The sequence below is a fragment of the Kitasatospora sp. NPDC050463 genome (genome assembly GCF_040655255.1).
GTDB lineage: Bacteria > Actinomycetota > Actinomycetes > Streptomycetales > Streptomycetaceae > Kitasatospora.
Map to the genome: position 1 here is coordinate 1 of NZ_JBFAJO010000116.1, position 18,463 is coordinate 18,463.

An 18,463-nucleotide genomic window follows, 5' to 3' on the forward strand; every position below is an offset into this window, starting at 1 on the left:
GGAACGGGCACCGTGAAGGACCACGTCAGCGCGATCCTCACCAAGCTGCGGGTCGGCGGGCGGGTGCAGGCCGCGCTGCTCGCCCAGCGCGCGGGCCTGCTGGGCGGCCCGGACCGGGAGTGAACGGCGGACCCGTGAGGGCAGGACGCGGCCGGTCACTCGCGGTCCGGGTCCGCCGACGGCCGCCGGGGTCATGCCTCCGGCGCGACCGGAAGCCCTGGCCCGGCCCCCACGCCTCCGAAGGCCGCGGCGGTTCCGTGTGCCCCCTTGTCCGTCGCATCCATTGCGGGCTCGCTGTCCGCTCCCGTGTCCTTGCGGTCCTGCGCCTTGCCGCGCAGCACGCGGGCGATGGCCATCGACCCGCCGCCGTGCAACAGGATGCTGCCGAGCACGACGAGGACCATCGCGTCGAGCGCGGTGTTGGCGCCCGGTCCGTCCGGGAGGGCGTTGAAGGCGAGCAGGCCGAACACGATCGAGGTGGTGCCGCGCGGTCCGAGCGCGCCGACCATCAGCCGCTCGCGCCCGCTGAACCGGGAGCCGAGCAAGGACAGCAGCACCGGCACGATCCGCAGCACGGTGAGCGCCGCCACGCACAGCACCAGCACCGACCAGTCGAGGCCGAGGCTGAACGTCAGCACCACCGCGTTGCCGAAGAAGAACCACATCACCATGGTCATCATGGCGTTGGTGTCCTCGATCAGCTGGAAGTCCGAGCCGACCGGCGCGGCGCCGCCGTGGCGCTCCGGCGCCCGCCGGACGTACCGGAAGGCGACACCGGCCACGAACGAGGCGACGAAGCCGTTGCCGTGCACGGCGGTGGTCGAGGTGTAGGCCAGCAGCGGCACGATCAGCACCATGATCCGCCGGGACTGGTCGGTCATCCAGTGCGCGCGCTGGGCGAGGTTCATCAGCCAGGCGAGCAGCGCACCCACCAACGCACCGACCACCAGCGCCTTGACGGCGAACGGCACGGTGGTACCCAGCGCCTCCAGCGGTGTGCGCTTCTCGGTCGTCGACCCGGCCAGCACCAGCGCGAACAGGAAGATCGGCGACACGATGCCGTCGTTGTAGCCGCTCTCCACGTTGAGCACGCTGCGCACCCGCGCCGGGATCCGCCGGTCGCGGACCAGGATCTCGGCCGGGGCGAAGTCGGTCGGGATGATGACGCAGGCGATCAGCAGCAGCACCGCGAACGGCAGTTCGGGCAGCAGCAGGCCGCCGAGCAGGACCGTCGCGCCGAGGCTCAGCGGCAGGGCCACCAGCAGGACCCGGGCGGCCGAGCGCGGGTCCCGGCCGAACAGCCGCCCGCCGCGCAGCTCGGTGGCGTCCACGAACAGCAGCACCGCCAGGATGATCTCCGCCACCCGCTGGGCGACCTCGGAGTTCAGGGCGGCGGCGATCTCACTGTGCGTGAACAGGCCGGTGACCACGCCCGCGAGCACCAGCACCAGCGGCGCCCGTACGTGCCGGCGTTCCAGCCGTCCGGCGACGAGCGACCAGCCGGCCACCACCGCGGTGATCACGATCAGGACAGGGATCAACAAGGCAAGGTCCGCTTCCGAGGGGGAACAGAGGTGACACCCGCCGCCCCGCCGGGCGAACGGGTGTCCGTCGGTCTTCAGTACATGCCGGGCACGGCCCGGACGGGCGCAGCTGCCGCGGGCCGCCGACGCGTGTCGAGGTCGACCGTCCCCATCCCACCGGAGGATCCGCTTCCGGTCACTCCGCCGACCGCCGGGAACACCCCCGCCGACCGGCGGAACACCCTCGGGGCCGGCGGGCGCCCCCTGCCGACCGGATGAGAACACCCCGCCGGGTGGCCGGAGCTGCCGCCCGGCCCCCGCCGCGTCGGCACCCAGGCATTAAGGTCGGCCCCGACGGAACGGGTCGGAAGCGGTCGCGGACCGACGCAGCCGGGCCGCACCGGTCGGGCGGCCGCCTCGGGGACCACGACCTGGGGCCAGGCGGCAAAGAAGGAACAGAGCGAAGGCGAGGCAGTACGGATGAACAGGGAGGCGATGACGGACCAGGAGGCCACGGTGACCCGCGCGGCGGCCGACGGGCTCCGACCGCAAGCGCCCGCGACCGGGCGGGCCCGCACACTGTGGGCCCGGGTGCCCGCTCCCGTCGTGGACGGCACCCTGGTCGTGGCGGCGGGCATCGACAGCTGGCTGAACCTCACGGAGGACCCGGCGCCGTTCGACCTGGCCCTGGCCGGGCTCGCCTGCGCCGCGCTGGCACTGCGTCGCAGGTTCCCCCTCGCTGTCCTGCTGCTCACCCTGCCGATCGCCTTCACCCAGGACGACATCGCGCTCGCGCCCCTCGTGGCGCTGTTCACCCTGGCCGAGCGCTCCCGCAACCGCCGACTGCTCGCGCTCTGCGCCCTCGGCACCGCGCTCGCCAGCATCATCCCCTGGTCGCTCGGCGGTCCGTTCGAGGTCAGCCGCACCTTCACCCTGGTCACCTTCGTCTACAGCCTGGCCACCGCGGCCGCCGCCGTCCTGTTCGGGCAACTCGTCCAGACCCGCCGCGACCTGGAACGGCAGATGATCGAGACCGAAGAGGCCAGGGAACACGAACGGATCCTGCACGCCCAGACCGTCCTGGCCCGCGAACGCGCCCAACTCGCCCGCGAGATGCACGACGTGGTCTCCCACCAGGTCAGCCTGATCGCCGTACGCGCCGGGGCGCTCCAGGTCTCCACCAAGGACGCGGACGCCAAGGACGCCGCCCGCACCATCCGCTCCCTGAGCGTCACCACGCTCGACGAACTGCGCACCATGGTCAGACTGCTGCGCGCCTCCGGCGGCCGCGACACCGAACTGACCCCCCAGCCGACCCTGGCCGACCTGCACCGGCTCGTGGACTCCAGCGGCATCGAAACCCGGCTGACCGGCGGACTGCCACCCGCCCTCGGCGCACCCGCCCAGCGGGCCGTCTACCGGACCGTCCAGGAGGCGCTGACCAACGCCCGCAAGCACGCCCCTGGCGCCACCGCCACCGTCGAACTCTGGCACGACGGTGCGGACGTCGGAGTGACCGTCACCAACGGAGTCCCGGCCCGCCCGTCGCTGGCTCTGCCCGGCTCCCACCAGGGACTGATCGGCCTGCGCGAACGCGCCGAGATCCTGCACGGCACCCTCGAATCCGGCCCGACCCCCGAAGGCGGATACCGGGTCAGCCTGCGCATCCCCCTAGCCGCCAATGGCGACTGAGACGACCACGCTGCTGCCGGTCGCGCCGAGCCCGACCACGGGCGGAGTGTGTCCGGGCTCAGGCCTGCCACTGGGGCGGGCCAAGTCCCTTGACTTTTCAGGCTGTTAACCGACCGGCGCTGTCAGGACGCCCGGACGGCAGCGACCCTGAACCGGCCGTGGAGCGGCGGAATTCGAGCCTCGCCCGCACTTGATCGACGACTGCCACCGGCCCGGCCTGACGCTCTCACGCCGACCCCTGCACCCGAAGGTTTCTCTGGCTGGTCGACACCAACGCCGGCTGTTGGTCGTGCGGGACCGTCTCGACCCGGGTGCGCAGCAGAGACGCACAGCGGTTCGACGACTCGCCGCCCAGGACGACGCCACCAGCCACCCCGCCCTCGCCCTCACCAGCGGCGTACTCGCCTTGGCCGTCCTGCCCGCAGGTGCCGTTACCGCGAGGACCCGATGAGCTGCCGCGCCGGCGGACGCTGGGGGACTGGCGCCGGGGCAGTGCCCACCTGACGTCGAGTCGGATGATTTCGAGCGCTGCGGGATGTCCGTAGGATGGGGGCGAAGCGTCTCCGGAAGGGGGCGGGCGGCGGAGGAAGCAATGGGGCGGGAAACGAAGCGCCGACTGCTCGGACGACAGCGCGAATTGGATGCCCTGGGCGTCCTGCTGCGCGAGGTGCGCGACGGGCGGAGCCGAGTGCTGGTGCTGCGTGGCGAAGCGGGGATCGGGAAGTCCGCGCTGCTCGACCACCTGGCCGCGCAGGTGCGCCGGATGCCGGGGATGCAGATCGTGCGCACGGTCGGCACCGAAGCCGAGTCGGACTTCGCGTACTCGGGCCTGCAACGCCTGTGTGCTCCGCTGCTGTCGCACCTCGACCGGCTGCCGCAGGTGCAGCAGGACGCGCTCCGGGTCGCCTTCGGCCTCAGTGCCGGGCCCGCGCCCGAGTTGCTGCTGGTCGGGATGGCCGTCCTCGGCCTGCTCGCCGAGGCGGCGGCCGAGACCCCGCTGGTCTGCCTGGTCGACGACGCGCAGTGGCTGGACCTGATGTCCTTCCGGATCCTGGGGTTCGTCGGCCGCCGGCTGGACGCCGAATCGGTGGCGCTGGTGTTCGCCGAGCGGGTCACCGGGGAGGAGCGCCTCTCCGGCCTGCCGGACCTCCCGTTGCGCGGGCTGGCCGACGCGGACGCCCGGGCCCTGCTCGACTCGGCGCTGCCCGGGCCGATCGACCCGCGGGTACGGGACCGGATCGTCGCCGAGACCGGGGGGAACCCGCTCGCTCTGCTCGAACTGCCGCAGGGCCTGTCGCCGGCGGAACTGGCCTTCGGCTTCGGCGGACACGGCGTCGCCCCGTTGGCGACCCGGGTCGAGGAGGGCTTCCGCCGGCGCATCGACGGGCTGCCCGCAGAGACCCGCACCCTCCTGCTGCTCGCGGCCATCGAGCCGGTCGGCGACGAACTGCTGCTCCGGCGGGCGCTGCGCCTGCTGGGCATCGGGCCCGACGCGGCGGCGGCGGCCGAGGCCGTCGGACTGATCAGGCTGGGCACCCCGGTGCGGTTCCGGCACCCGCTGGTGCGCTCGGCGGCCTGGCACGGCGCCGACACCGACCTCCTGCGGGCGGTGCACGGCGCGCTCGCCGAGGCCACCGACGCCGAGCGCGATCCCGACCGGCGCGCCTGGCACCTGGCACACGCCGCCGTCGGACCGAACGAGCAGGTCGCCGCCGCGCTGGAACGCTCCGCCGACCGGGCGTTGGCCCGAGGCGGCCGGGCGGCGGCCGCCTCCTTTCTGGAACGTGCCGCGGCGCTCAGCCCCGAGCCGGGGGAGCGGGCCCGGCGGGCGCTGGCCGCAGCCGGGGCGAATCTCGACGCGGGCGCACCGGCCGGGGTGCCGGAGTTGCTCGCAGCCGCCGAACTGGGACCGCTGGACGGGCTGCAGCAGGCCAACGCCAACAGGCTGCGGGCCAAGGCGTCGGCCATGACCAACCCCGGGCGCGGGGCGATACCGCCGCTGCTCGCGGCGGCGGAGAAGCTCAGGGAGCTCGACCCGGCCGCCGCGCGCGAGACCTACCTCTCGGCCTTCGGCGCGGCCATCTGGGCGGGGCGGCTCGACGAGGGCGGGCTGCGGCGGGCCGCCGAGGCCGCCCGCGACCTGCCGCCGGGCGAGGATACGGCCGGATTCTTCCTGCGCGCCCTGGTCACTTGGACCCTCGACGGACCCGTCGCAGCCTTCCCGTTGCTGGCACGGGCGCTGCGCTCCGTCACGGACGACGAGGACCTGGCCGTGCTCTGGCCGGCCGCGAGCGCGGCCGTGGAGCTCGGTGACCTGGCGACGTGGCTGGACATCACCGACCGGGCGATCCGGTTCGCCCGGACGACCGGCGCCCTTTCGGTCCTCTCCTCGGCGCTGCCCTACCGGGCGGCCTCGCTGGGCTACGTGGGCCGCTTCTCCGAGGCGTGGGACCTGCTGGCCGAGGGGGCGAACGTGGAGGAGGCCACCGGCCGGGCGACGCGGATGGCTACGACGGCCCTGCTGAGCGGGTACCGGGGGCGGGAGCGGTCGGCGCTGGAGGTGATCGAGGCCACCGAGCGGGAGGGCGAGCAGCACGGGCTGGGCCGGCTGACCGCCATGGCGGTCTGCGCGCGGGCGGTGCTCCACAACGGCCTGGGCAACCACCCGGCCGCGCTGGAGGCGGCGCTCCGGGGAGTGGAGTACCAGGACCTCGTCGTCCACCACTGGACTTGCGGCGAGTTGGTCGAGGCGGCGAGCCGGGTCGGCGAGTCGGCTGTGGCGTCGCGGGCGCGCGAGCGGCTGGCTGACTGGAGCCGGTCCGGCACGCCCTGGGCGCTGGGTGCGAAGACGGTCGCCGACGCCCTGACCGGAGCGGACGAGCAGGCCGAGGACCGCTACCGCGAGGCGATCGATCACTTCGGCCGGGGCGGGCTCGACGTGTTCGTGGCCCGCACCCGGCTGCTGCTCGGGGAGTGGTTGCGCCGTCGGAACCGGCGGGCCGGGGCCCGCACCGAGCTGCGGGCGGCGTACGAGGCCTCCGTGACGATGGGCATGGAGGCGTTCGCGGAGCGGGCCCGGCGGGAGCTGCTCGCCACCGGCGAGACCGTCCGCAGGCGGGCCGTCGGCGCACCGGTCCTGACGCCCCAGGAGACCCAGATCGCCCGGCTGGTGGTCGCCGGGCACTCGAACGCGGAGATCGGCGCGCAGCTGTTCCTCAGCCCCCGCACGGTCGAGTGGCACCTGCGCAAGGTCTTCGCGCGGATGGGGATCACCTCCCGGCGCGAGCTGGACGGGGCGCTGTCCGGCCGCTGAGGGCGAATCGAGAGCCGGGGCTGCCGGGGTCACAGGCGGTCGGCGTCCAGCACGGCCCGGGCGAAGGCGGACGGTGCCTCCTGGGGTGCGTTGTGTCCGACGTCGGTGAGCACCCGGTGCTCGTACGGGCCGGTGAAGTACTTCCGGTACCCCTGGCCGTCGGTCGAGGGCAGGAAGGGGTCGAGGGCGGGGTCCAGGGTGATGGTCGGGACGCCGATGGTCGGGCGGGCCGCGAGCAGATGCTCGTAGCGGTCGTAGCGGCGCTCGCCGTCGGCCAGGCCGAGGCGCCAGCGGTAGTTGTGGACCACGATCGCGGCGTAGTCGGGGTTCTCGAAGGCGGCGGCGGTGCGCCCGAAGGTGGCGTCGTCGAAGTCCCAGGTCGGGGAGACCTCGTCCCAGAGCAGCCGGGCCAGGTCGCGCCGGTACTGCGGGTTCTCCATGGCGCTGCGGCCGCGGTCGGTGGCGAAGTAGTACTGGTACCACCAGGTGTGCTCGGCCTTCGGTGGCAGCGGGTTCCGCTGCGCCCGGACGTCGGTGACGAGGTATCCGCTCACCGACACCAGGGCCCTGACCCGCTCCGGCCAGAGCGCTGCGATGATGCCGGCGGTCCGCGAGCCCCAGTCGAAGCCCGCCAGCACCGCCCGGTGGATCTTCAGGGCGTCCAGGAGGGCGAGGATGTCGAGCGCGATCGCGGACTGCTGCGCGTTGCGGACCGTCGTCGGCGATACGAAGGTGGTGGATCCGTGGCCGCGCAGGTACGGCACGATCACCCGGTATCCGGCGTCGGCCAGCAGCGGGGCCACGTCCACGAAGCTGTGGATGTCGTAGGGCCAGCCGTGCAGGCAGACGACCACCGGGCCGTCCGCGGGTCCGGCCTCGGCGTAGCCGATGTCGAGCACGCCGGCCCGGAGCCGCCGCAGCTCGGTGAAGGCGGTGTGCGTGCCCGGGGTGATGGTCGGCACGACGGGGGCGGGGCGGCCGGGCCGGTCGGCGGCGGCCGCGGAGCCGAGGGGCAGAGCGGTGGCGCTCATGCCCAGGCCGACCGCCTTGGTGAACGTACGCCTGTTGATCACGTTTGATCCTTTCCGGACGGCTGCTGACGGCTCCACTGTCGTGCCGGTTCGGGCCGGTGCGCATCCGTCACCTGACGTCGTGGGACATGACACCTGTCGGATCGTGAAGTTCAGTCATTTGACTGTTTCCGCCGCGCCGGCCGACGTCGACGCTTGAGGCCGTCGTACGCAACCGGAAGGCATGGCCGTGCACAGAACCCCCGCAGTCTTCGTCCACGGTGCGTGGTTCCACAGCTCGTGCTGGGAGGGCTGGGCGGAGCGGTTCGCGGCGTACGGCTTCGAGGTGTGCGTCCCGGGCTGGCCCGGCGAGGCGGACACCGTGGCGCGGGTGCGCCGCGATCCGGGACCGCTGCGGGACCTCGGACTCGACGCGCTCACCGACCACCACGCGAGGATCGTGCGCTCCTTCGGTACCCCTCCGCTCCTGATCGGCCACGGGGCCGGCGGTCTCGTCGTCCAGCGGCTCCTCGGCGCCGGCCTCGGCCGAGCGGCGGTGGCCCTCGCGCCCATGCCGTGGTCGATCGTCCAGGACGGGGCGGCCGGAGAGGACGGATCGGACGGCCAGCAGGGCTTCGTGTCGCTCTCGCCGTCCCGGTTCCGGTACCTGGTCGCCAACGCGGTCGGGGAGGACGAGGCCGCGACGCTCTTCGAGCGGCATGCCGTCCCGGCCCCGAGCCGGCTGCTCGCGGACCTCGGACCCGCAGTCACCGGCGTCACCGGCGTCGCCGCCGTCACCGGCAACGCCACCCGAGGGCCGCTGCTGCTGGTGTCCGGCCAGGAGGACCGGTTGGCCTCCGACGCCGGTACCCGCTCCGTCTACAAGCTTTACGGCGACTCCACCGCCGTCACCGGCCTCAAGCAGTACGCGGACCGGGGCCACTCGCTCGTGGTCGACAGCGGCTGGCCCGCCGTCGCCGACCAGGTGCTCGCCTGGCTGGCCGCCAACGGCGTCGAGCCGCCGGCCGCGGGAGCGGCAGAGGGCTGAGCGCGGCCCCGTCACGCCTGCGAGACGGCTTCGGTCCGGCTCAGGGCATCGCGCAACGCCGCCCGGGTGGTGATGCCCAGCTTCGGGAAGGCGCGGTACAGGTGCGAGCTGACGGTGCGCGGCGACAGGTGCATCCGGGCGCCGATCTCCTTGTTGGTCAGCCCGCCGGCCGCCAGGTCCGCGATCCGGCGTTCCTGCCAGGTCAGCGGAGCGAGATCCGGCGTCGAGGTGCGGGGGGGTGCGGTCCCGGCGGCCCGCAGCTCGGCCCGGGCCCGCTCGGCCCAGCCGGCGGCACCGAGCCGCTCGAACGCCTCGGCAGCCGGGACGAGGTACTGCCGAGCCGCCACCCGGCCCCGGACGTGACGGACCCGCACGCCGTGGGCCAACCGGATCCGGGCCAGCTCGAACGGGAAGCGGGCGGCCTCCGGGTGAGCTTCGGCCCGCGCGAACAGCTCGCCGGCCTCCGCGTCGCTCCCGGCGGTCATCGCCAGCGCGCCGTAGGTGATCAGCGCCAGGCGGGGTGACACCTCCGGTAGTCCGGCGTCGCGCGCGGCCAGGGCGTGGACCCTGGCCTGCTCGACCCGGCCGGAGTGCCGGGCGGCCTCGACGAGGTCGAGCAGGGTGCGCGAAGCCTGGTAGGTGTAGGGCCGGAAGGTGCCCGGCGGCGTGATGCCGATGGCGTACAGGTACGCGGCCTCGTAGTCGCCGGCGCTCAGGGCGGCGGTCGCGCCGACGGAGTCGGCGAGCTGGGTGAGGAACCCCAGTCCGCGCGGTCGTGCCCAGGCATCGACCTCGGCCTGTAGGTCCCGTGCTCGACCGAGCTGCCCGCGCAGCGCCGACAGCTGGGCCAGGTAGGCGCGGCTCTGCACCGCGAACAGCTCGTGTCCGTGCTCGGAGGCCAGGGCCAGGACCCGCTGACCGGTCTCCTCGGCCTCCTCCCACTCACCGACCGCGATCTGGTCGAGCATGATCAGGTGCAGCATCACCATGCCGCTGGCCGCGGCCCCGGTGTCCAGTTCGCGGTCCACCACGCGCTGGAGGTACGGGCGGAACCGGCCCAGCAGGTCGAGGTGGTACGCGGCCACGGCCAGCCGCGTCACCTCCCAGGGCTCCAGGGCCGGCAGCTCGGTGGTTGCCCGTTCCACCGCCTCGGCGCATGCGGCGCCGTACCGGAGCACGTCGCTCCAGACGGCGCTGTAGATCCGGGTGCGGCCGGTGACCAGGCCGCCCAGGGAGGCGAGCAGCTCGTGGGTGCGCTCCCAGGTACCGGACTCCCCGGCGTACTGATTGATCGCCAGCAGCAGGGTTACCAGCCGGGTGAGGACCTCCTCGGGCTCAGAGCTCCCGCGCGACTGCTCGATCGCGGCGGTGACCTGACGCTGGGTGGAGCGGACGTCCCCGTCCTGGTAGAACGCCTGGTAGGCGGAGGCCAGGACGGCGGCCGGCGGCTCCGCCTGGCCGGCGGTGCAGCCCGCCCGGAGGATCCGCTGCGCCTGGCCGAGGCGGGCGGCGTGGCCCGCGACGAAGGCCGCCTGGGACAGCCGGCGGGACCGGTCGGTGTGGTTCTCGCTCAACTCCGCGGCGCGGGTCAGCCAGGCCACGGCCGCCAGCGCGCCGCCGCGCCGGGTCGCCGACCCGGCCGCTGCCTCCAGGACGCCGGCCGCCTCCTCGTCGGGGTCGACGGTGGCCGCGGCCAGGTGCGTCGCCCGGCGTTCGAGGTTCTCCCGGTGGAACCGGGACAGCTGCTGGTGGGCGGCGCGGCGCTGGTTGGGGGTGGCCAGTTGAACGACGGCGGAGCGCACGAGCGGGTGCCGGAAGGTGAGGTCGTCGGTGGCCGGGTCGACGTCGAGCAGCCCGGCGGCCACGGCCTCGTCGGCTTCGCGCATGCGGTAGCGCGCACCGGGCGGGCCGCCGTCGGACCGGGTGCCGACGCCGTCCAGGGCGCCCAGCAGCAGCTCGGCCCGGACGGTGTCGTCAAGGGCTGCGATCCGGGCACCGTACAGCTGTTGCAGCCGCCGGGGCAGCGACATGCCGTGCGGCGCAACGGGACCGGCCACCGGTTGCCCGTCGGCCACCGTCGGCTCGCCGGCCGGGCCGGCGAGGTGGGCGGGCAGTTCCAGCAGCGCCAGCGGGTTTCCCCGGGCCTGCTCCAGCACCGTCCGGCGGAGCTGCCGGTCCAACGCCGGGTGGCGGCGGTCCAGCAGCAGCGCCGCGTCCTCGTCGGGGAGTGCGGCGACGCACAGCTCGGGAAGTGCGGCGGTGTCGAAGCGCGAGGCGAGGTCCGTGCGGAGCGCGATCAGCAGCTTCATCCGGCTGCCGGCCAGGCGCCGGCCCACGAAGCCGCAGATGTCGGCGCTGGAGTCGTCCAGCCACTGCCCGTCGTCCAGCACCACCAGCAGCGGCTGCCGCGCCGTCGCCCGGCCCAGCAGGCCGAGGAGCGCGATGCCGAGCCGCATGACCGACGGCGGGTCCCCCTCGGCCCGGCCGACGGCGGGGCCGAAGACGGCGTCGAACACCGCCCGGCTCCCGTCGTCCGGCTGTGCGGCCTCGCCGAGCAGTGGATGGAGGAACTGGTGCAGCCCGGCGTAGGGCAGCTCGGACTCCGCCTCGACACCGGCGGCGCGGATGACGCTCTGGCCCTCCCGTTCCGCCAGGGCGACGGCGTGGTTCAGCAATGAGGTCTTGCCGACCCCCGTCTCCCCCCGCAGTACCAGGGCGTGGCCCGCGGCAGACGTCACGAACGCCGCGATCGCGGCCTGCTCGCGTTCCCGGCCCACCAGTGGCGGGTTGCTGGATTCCATGGCTGGCCCACTTTCTCTTCCGACACCGATCGGCACCCGCCGCCGACGATCCCGGGAACACGGGTCCATCGCCCCAGGGACGGACCCTGGTGACTACCCGGGCCCTGGTCCGTGCGGCCCCGACCGAGAGCGGCCGACCGACTGAGGTGACCGGCCATCCGCATCCTGCAGTCGAATGACTGATGTGCCGTCGCGTACCCGTCACGGACAGTTGAGCCGCTGTTCCCCCCGCCCGTATCGGCGATACGGGCCGACCTCGAAAGCGAGTCCCATCATGGCTCCCACCTCCCTCCGGCTGAAGACCGCCGCCGTCGCCGCCGGCCTGGCCGGCGCGGCGCTGTTCGCCACGGCGACCCCGGCGGCCGCGGAGAACCCGCCCTACGACGGCTGCCCGGCGTGGGCGCTCTGCCTCTACCAGAACGGTGGCGGGCTGGGTTCGAAGGCGATCGTCACGCCGCCGCCCGCCGGCGGCAACCAGGCGATCGTGCGGCTCACCAAGGTGCACTTCCTGAACGGGGACCTGGCCGACAACCAGGTCTCGTCCTGGATCAACAACTCGCAGTGCTCGGTCAAGTTCTGGGACGACCCGTACGGCGAACTCCACCCCTCCGACCTGGACTACACGGGGACCTGGAACTGGGGCGCCACCAGCGACTACGGCGCCGGCACCTCCGAGTCCTACAACAACGACCGGATCTCCTCCCTCCAGTTCTACTGCCCGTGACGACCGCCTCGGGTGACCCGGAAGGAAGTCCCGTGAAACGACTACGACCGGCGGCCGTACTGCTGTCCGGCCTGCTGCTCTCCCTCACCCTGCCCGCCCTCTCCGCGACCGCCCCCGCCACGGCGGCCCCCGTCGCCGCGGTCACGGCCGGCCCCGGCGCCGAGGGCCCGGACCTGACCTACGTCAACCGCACCACCCCGCCCGCGGGCCTGCCGGACTGGTCGCGGGTGGGCTTCCGGGGCGGCCTGCCGCTGCCCGGCGACGGCGACCTGACCGACGACGCCGGCTGCCGGATCACCCCGGACGTGCTCGCCGCCAAGTACGGCGTACGGGCGAACGACGGCGCCGACGACACCACCGGCCTGCAGAAGGCCGTCGACGACGTCAAGGCCGGCTGCTCGCCGAACGCGAACTTCAACCGGCTCTCGCTGATCTCGCTTCCCGCGGGCCGGATCGACGTGTCCCGGCAGATCTACGTCGACGCCGACTACCTCGTCCTGCGCGGCCAGGGCTCCGGCGACGGCGGCACCCGCCTGGTGTTCCGACCCGACATCGACACCCGCTACGACACCCTGGTCAACGGCCGCTGGGACCAGGACAGCATGAAGGCCGGCAGCGGCAGCGACGTCGGCACCGGCGGCTGGATCTGGCCGGGCCGCGGCCTGTTCCGCGTCCAGACCCGCGACATCGCCGAGCGCTACCAGGACGACTGGGCCGCCGCCCCGGCGAACCGCAAGGACATCTTCGAAGGCAGCGTCAACCAGCACTGGGCCTCCGGCATCAAGGTCGCCGCCCAGGCCGCCGACCCCGGCTGGGCCGGCAGGCAGGGCCAGAACCTGGTGCAGCTGGACGCCAAGGCCGACATGAAGAAGTTCTCCCTCGGCGGCTACGTCTGGGTCGGCGCGGCCAACAGCGTCAAGTTCTACGAGCAGCAGGGCGTCTCCGACCGCAGCCAGATGGACAACCTGCACATGCGGCAGCAGATGTTCCGGCTCACCGCGATCGACGCCGCGGCGAAGACGGTCACCCTGGACCGCCCGCTGGAGTGGGACCTCCCGGTCGACTCCACCTCGGACGGCTCGGCGGCGCTGGGCGACAAGCCGTACCCCAGCAAGGTCACCCCGCTGAAGGTGGTCCAGGGCGTCGGCTTCGAGAACTTCGCCTTCACCCAGGACATGACCGGCCTGCCCAAGCTCGGCGGCGGCACCTACGACCTGACCCCCGCCCAGGCCGTGCACAACTACGGCAACATGGCGCCCGAGTACGCGATGCACGGCATCGTCTTCAAGTGGGCCGCCAACGACTGGGCGCGCGGGCTGAAGGTCGAGACGACCGGCTCACACCCGATCGTCACCGAGGACGCCCGCAACCTCCAGATCGAACGCAACAGCTTCGACGGCGCCTGGAACAAGGGCAAGGGCGGCAACGGCTACCTGCGCGGCAGCCGGGTCTGGGACTCGCTGTACGCCTACAACCTCAGCCGCAACCTGCGCCACTTCACCTTCCAGTGGTCGGCCAGCGGCAACGTCGCCTTCCGCAACGACCTCGACTCGGACCTGAACCTGCACGGCGGTTGGGAGCACAACAACCTGTTCGAGCAGAACACCCTGCGGGTCCCGTACGAGCACCGCTCGGGCAACTGCCAGACCAACTGCGGCGGCGAGGGCGGCGAGGTCGACCAGGGCACCTGGTACCCGGTCTGGTGGGCGGCCGGCCCCAAGGCGGTCAAGTGGTCCGGCTCCTCGGGCCCGCAGAACGTCTTCTACAACAACACGATGACCAAACAGGCGACGCCGGGCGGGCCCTTCGAGCCGTACGCGCCGTACGGCACGCAGTCCGGCACCGCCTACCAGTTCGGCTCCGCCAACGGCGCGCCGCGCGTGTTCCAGCCGCTCAGCCAGGACGGCCAGCCCATCCCGGACTGGACCGGCCGGGAGACCCTGGACTACACCGGCAAGGGCGTGGTGCCCCTCGACGCGGGCAAGCGGCCGTCGCTGTTCCTGGCGAACACCGGCGGACTCGACCCGCGCGACAGCGACGAACGCAAGGTCGCCACCTGGAACATGCAGGGTGCCGACACCCCCACCGCGAACGGCAACAAGTACACCAACGACCTGCCGCAGCTGTACGGGAACGCCTTCGGGCAGGCCGGGGCCGACATCATCGCGCTGCAGGAGGCCGGCGCCCCGCCCGGCGGCGGCACGTTCCTGGGGGACATCAGCACCGCCAACATCGACTACTACGACAACAACCTGCAGACCATCCCGGTCCAGGAGTACCGGCTCGGAACCGCGGCCCGGCCCACGGGGTACCTGTACTGGCTGCGCACGGACACCACCCCGAGGGCGGGGACGGTCGGCCGGGTCAACCTGGCGGTCTACAGCCGCACCCGGGTCGCCCGGGACGACGTGTACGTGGCCCGGTTGGGCCACTACCGCGACACCCGGATCGACTCCCGGCCCGCGCTCGGCATCAACGTCGGCGGCGTCCTCTACTACTCGGTGCACGGAAGCTCCGGGGGCAGCGGCAGCGACGACCCCCAGCTCCTGCTCAACATCCGCGACCAGGCGGCCGGCCGGCCGTGGATCGCCCTGGGCGACTACAACCGCGTCCCGGACAGCCTGCGCAGCGCGATCGACCCGCAGTTCACCATCCACGCCCCGGACGTGCCCACGCGTCCGACGCCGCTGGTCACCACCAACACGGGTCCCTCGACCATCGACTACGCCGTCGTTCCCACGGCCCAGGCGCAGCCCGCCGTCACCGGTCTCACGCGGGCCAACCTGATCGCGTCGGACCACTACCCCGTCGTCTTCACCCTCACCAACCTGCCCGCCCCGCCGCCACCGGCGCAGCAACAGGCCGCGCCGACCGTGCCCGTCGGGGCCGTGCTGCAGAGCGCCGCCACCACCAACGTGGCCGGTCCGTCCGGCAGCAGCCACGTGGTCGGCGACCAGCCGATCAACCGGGCCGACCTCCCGTCGCAGACGTTCAGCCTGTCGGCCGACCCCGAATACCCCGGTTACTACCGCCTGTTCCACGCCACCGCGCCCTACGCCGGCCGCTACCTGGGGCAGGAGGGCGGCGCCCGCGACGCGCGGACGGTGCTGTGGCCGAACCCGGCAGTGGACCAGCTCTGGGCGCCGGTCGACCAGGGCGACGGTACCTGGACCCTGCAGAATTACCACACCCGGCAGTTCCTCATGGACCTCGGCCGGGGCCAGAACCTCGCGGGTCGCGACTACGACGGCTCGGCCGCCCAGCGCTGGTTCCTCCAGGCCCCCAGTCAGGCGGCGAACCTCGACGAGATCGTCTCGACGGACGGCGGGACCCAGCCGTCGGCGCTCTCGGTCGACGACCTGGACACGGCACCCCAATCGGTGTTCCTGTCCCCGAACACGCACCGCGGCACCCAGCGGTTCGGCGTGATCCCCGCGGGCCGGAGCGGTGGAGAGCTCTGCTACTACCTGGTCAACGGCGGGCAGTACGTCAACTCGACGGCGGCCCGTCCGGGGCAGCCGCAGGCGGGCAGCGTCGTCACGATGGGAGACTTCCGCCCCAACGACGACGGCTACCTGTGGTGCGTGACCCCCGACGGCGGCAGCGGGACCCTGCTGACCAACCACACCAGCCCGACCGAGCACCTGAACCTCACCAAGAGTTCGGTATCCGACGACACGGAGCTCAGCAGTCCCTCCTCCACTGCCCCCAAGCTCCACTGGATCTTCAACCCGGCCACCCAGTAACCCGCACGGCCCGTACACCCGGTGGCCGGCCGATCTCCGGATCGGCCGGCCACCGCCGCGTTGCGCCGGGAATGCCGGACACGGTCCTGATGATTGCGTGGCGTTCTTCTTCGCGGTCGAGTTGCTGGGCGATGGCGTCGACGGCTTGCCGGGCCGCGGCTTTGGTGAGGTGGGCCGTACATGGTGGCTGTGGTGGAGATCGTGGAGTCGCCGGGTCTTGGACACCATGGTCAGCTCGACGCCGGTGGTGAGGGCGAGGGTGGCCACGAGGTGGCGCAGGTCGTGGAGGGTGGTGCGGGCGACGCTGCACTCGCGGCAGAGCTGGTGGGTGGTCGAGGATGTGATCGGGGTGGAGAGGGAGTCCGTCAGGGCGGTGGACGACGAAGCCGCCGCAGATTGACCGGGCGGGTGAGGGACTCTTGGCCTCGGCCCGGTGACGCAGGGCGATGGTGACCTGTGGCTGAGGACCCTGGACCGGCTCGGCCTCGGCTTCGACTCCGGCCAGTTCGCTGTTCTCCTGGCAGGAGCCGGGGCAGCAGCCGGCGAACGGGAATTTCGGGGTCACGCCGTCCGGCAGCCTATTATCGCTTCTTGGGCCTGTGGACCTGATCCCCGGCTCACCAGGTACGGAGAGGCGTCACCCGGCCTGCTGCCGATGCGTACCCGAGGAAACACGTGAGCACAGAACAGTCCGTCCCCGTCCCGCAGGTCCTTCGTGAGGCCGGCCGCCGACGGACCTTCGCCGTGATCAGCCATCCGGACGCGGGCAAGTCCACGCTCACCGAGGCGCTGGCGCTGCACGCGCGGGCGATCACTTCTGCCGGTGCGGTGCACGCCAAGGGTGACCGACGCGGCGTGACCAGCGACTGGATGGAGTTGGAACGCGAGCGCGGTATCTCGGTGACCTCGGCCGCATTGCAGTTCGGCTATCGCGACCACGTGATGAACCTGGTCGACACCCCCGGCCACGCCGACTTCTCCGAGGACACCTACCGGGTGCTGGCCGCCGTCGACTGCGCGATCATGCTGGTCGACGCGGCCAAGGGCCTGGAGGAGCAGACCCGCAAGCTTTTCGCGGTCTGCCGCCATCGCGGCGTCCCTGTGATCACCTTCATCAACAAGTGGGACCGGCGTGGCCGGGACGCACTCACCCTGCTCGAGGACATCGAGACGCACCTCGGGATCACCCCCGTCCCGGTCGTCTGGCCGGTCGGCAACGCCGGCAACCTGCGCGGCCTGGTCGAAGCGGGGAACACCGAGCAGATGCTGCGCTACACCAAGGTGCCGGCCGGCACGCACGCCGCCCTCGAGGAGCAGCTCACCTCCGAGAAGGCCGCCGAGCAGGAGGGCGAAGCCTGGACGACCGCGCTGGAGGAACTCGAGCTGGTGCTCTCCTCCGGCCCCGGCTACGACCAAGAGGCCTTCGAGGCCGGCAAGATCAGCCCGGTCTTCTTCGGCGCCGCGCTGACCAACATCGGCGTGAAGCCCCTGCTGGACGCCGTGGTCGACCTCGCTCCGGCTCCCGGGCCCCGCCCGCTGGCCAAGAGCGGCAGCCGCGAGGTCGGCGAGGAGTTCTCCGGTCTGGTGTTCAAGATCCAGGCGAACATGGACCCGGCCCATCGCGACCGGATCGCCTTCGTCCGAGTCTGCTCCGGTGTCTTCGAGCGCGGCATGCACGTCACCCGCGCGGCCAGCGGCCGCTCCTTCGCAACCAAGTACGCACACACCGTCTTCGGCGCCGAGCGCACCGTGGTCGACACCGCGTACCCCGGCGACGTGGTCGGCCTGATCAACGCGAGCGCGCTGCGGGTCGGCGACACCCTCTACACCGGCAAGAAGGCCGAATTCCCCCCGCTGCCCGCCTTCGCCCCCGAGTACTTCGCGGTGGCACGGCCCAAGGACATCAGCCGTTCCAAGCAGTTCCGCAAGGGCGTCGCCCAACTCGATGAGGAAGGCGTGATCCAGGTGCTGGTCTCCGACCGGCGTGGCGACCAGTCGCCGGTCATGGCTGCGGTCGGCCCGATGCAGTTCGACGTGATCCTGCACCGGATGGAGCATGAGTTCTCTTCCCCGATCTTCCTCGACCAGCTGTCCTACCGCCTGGCCCGGATCACCGACGCCGACGGCGCCGCAGCCCTTGCCAAAGCCCGCCTGACCAACGGCGAGGTGCTCACCCGCCGCTCGGACGGCGCGCTGCTGGCCCTGTTCGCCGACAAGTGGCACCTGAACGCCTTCCAGCGCGCCCAGCCCGACATCCTGCTGAAGCCGCTGATCGCCACGGCGGACTGATCACCGACCTCTCGGCACGGCGGCGCGGCTTGGCACGGGGACGGCGCCTGATGCGGCCCCTGCCGGGGGTCTTGCGGAGCGCGCCGCCCCTGTGGGTGTCGATAGGTTGGTCCGTGCAGGTCATGCGGCAGGTCGGTACGCCGGAGGGTGCCGCCGAGACGATCGCCTCCGCGGACGTCCAGCCGGGCGGTCGACTGCCGACCGAACCAACAACAAGGCCGGGCCCGACGCACACAGTGCGTCGGGCCCGGCCTTGTTGTGTAGTAGCGGGGACAGGATTTGAACCTGCGACCTCTGGGTTATGAGCCCAGCGAGCT

10 protein-coding genes and 1 pseudogene are annotated in these 18,463 nt (G+C 72.7%); 8 read left to right on the top strand and 3 right to left on the bottom strand.

Annotation, left to right across the window (positions count from 1 at the left end; genetic code table 11):
- A pseudogene (locus AB0J08_RS38305) lies at positions 1–123 on the top strand (DNA-binding response regulator); the annotation flags it as partial.
- Positions 124–191: 68 nt separating this feature from the next.
- On the opposite strand, the gene AB0J08_RS38310 reads toward AB0J08_RS38305, so the two are convergent.
- Positions 192–1,544, bottom strand: coding sequence for a cation:proton antiporter (locus AB0J08_RS38310; protein ID WP_360643694.1), 1,353 nt, complete (start codon positions 1,542–1,544; stop codon positions 192–194).
- Between the two features lie 570 nt (positions 1,545–2,114).
- Here AB0J08_RS38310 and AB0J08_RS38315 point away from each other — a divergent pair.
- Both AB0J08_RS38315 and AB0J08_RS38320 read left to right on the top strand, forming a co-directional pair.
- The gene (locus AB0J08_RS38315) at positions 2,115–3,215 is read left to right on the top strand and encodes a histidine kinase (RefSeq protein WP_360643721.1); all 1,101 of its coding nucleotides are present in this window, start codon (positions 2,115–2,117) and stop codon (positions 3,213–3,215) included.
- Positions 3,216–3,807: 592 nt separating this feature from the next.
- Positions 3,808–6,528, top strand: a complete 2,721-nt coding sequence (locus AB0J08_RS38320) for an AAA family ATPase (protein WP_360643697.1) — start codon at positions 3,808–3,810, stop codon at positions 6,526–6,528.
- A gap of 29 nt (positions 6,529–6,557) precedes the next feature.
- Here the strand turns inward: AB0J08_RS38320 and AB0J08_RS38325 are convergent, their stop codons facing one another.
- On the bottom strand, positions 6,558–7,601 hold the full coding sequence (locus AB0J08_RS38325; RefSeq protein WP_360643700.1) for an alpha/beta hydrolase: 1,044 nt from the start codon (positions 7,599–7,601) through the stop codon (positions 6,558–6,560).
- 181 nt (positions 7,602–7,782) lie between these two features.
- Between AB0J08_RS38325 and AB0J08_RS38330 the strand changes: the two genes are divergently transcribed.
- Complete coding sequence (locus AB0J08_RS38330; protein ID WP_360643703.1) at positions 7,783–8,586, top strand: alpha/beta fold hydrolase; 804 nt, start codon at positions 7,783–7,785, stop codon at positions 8,584–8,586.
- An 11-nt stretch (positions 8,587–8,597) separates the two neighbouring features.
- Here AB0J08_RS38330 and AB0J08_RS38335 read toward each other — a convergent pair whose 3' ends face one another.
- A complete protein-coding gene (locus tag AB0J08_RS38335) occupies positions 8,598–11,387 on the bottom strand; it encodes an AAA family ATPase (RefSeq protein WP_360643706.1) in 2,790 nt (929 codons plus the stop codon).
- Positions 11,388–11,661: 274 nt separating this feature from the next.
- Between AB0J08_RS38335 and AB0J08_RS38340 the strand changes: the two genes are divergently transcribed.
- The 4 genes from AB0J08_RS38340 to AB0J08_RS38355 all read left to right on the top strand — a co-directional run bounded on the left by AB0J08_RS38340 (position 11,662) and on the right by AB0J08_RS38355 (position 18,146).
- Positions 11,662–12,111 carry a peptidase inhibitor family I36 protein gene (locus tag AB0J08_RS38340; RefSeq protein ID WP_360643709.1) on the top strand — a complete coding sequence of 150 codons (450 nt, stop codon included), beginning with the start codon at positions 11,662–11,664 and terminating at the stop codon, positions 12,109–12,111.
- A 32-nt stretch (positions 12,112–12,143) separates the two neighbouring features.
- Positions 12,144–15,857 carry an RICIN domain-containing protein gene (locus AB0J08_RS38345; RefSeq protein WP_360643712.1) on the top strand — a complete coding sequence of 1,238 codons (3,714 nt, stop codon included), beginning with the start codon at positions 12,144–12,146 and terminating at the stop codon, positions 15,855–15,857.
- A gap of 97 nt (positions 15,858–15,954) precedes the next feature.
- Positions 15,955–16,257 carry a hypothetical protein gene (locus tag AB0J08_RS38350; RefSeq protein WP_360643715.1) on the top strand — a complete coding sequence of 101 codons (303 nt, stop codon included), beginning with the start codon at positions 15,955–15,957 and terminating at the stop codon, positions 16,255–16,257.
- Positions 16,258–16,532: 275 nt separating this feature from the next.
- On the top strand, positions 16,533–18,146 hold the full coding sequence (locus tag AB0J08_RS38355) for a peptide chain release factor 3 (protein WP_360643718.1): 1,614 nt from the start codon (positions 16,533–16,535) through the stop codon (positions 18,144–18,146).
- Positions 18,147–18,463: the final 317 nt, after the last annotated feature.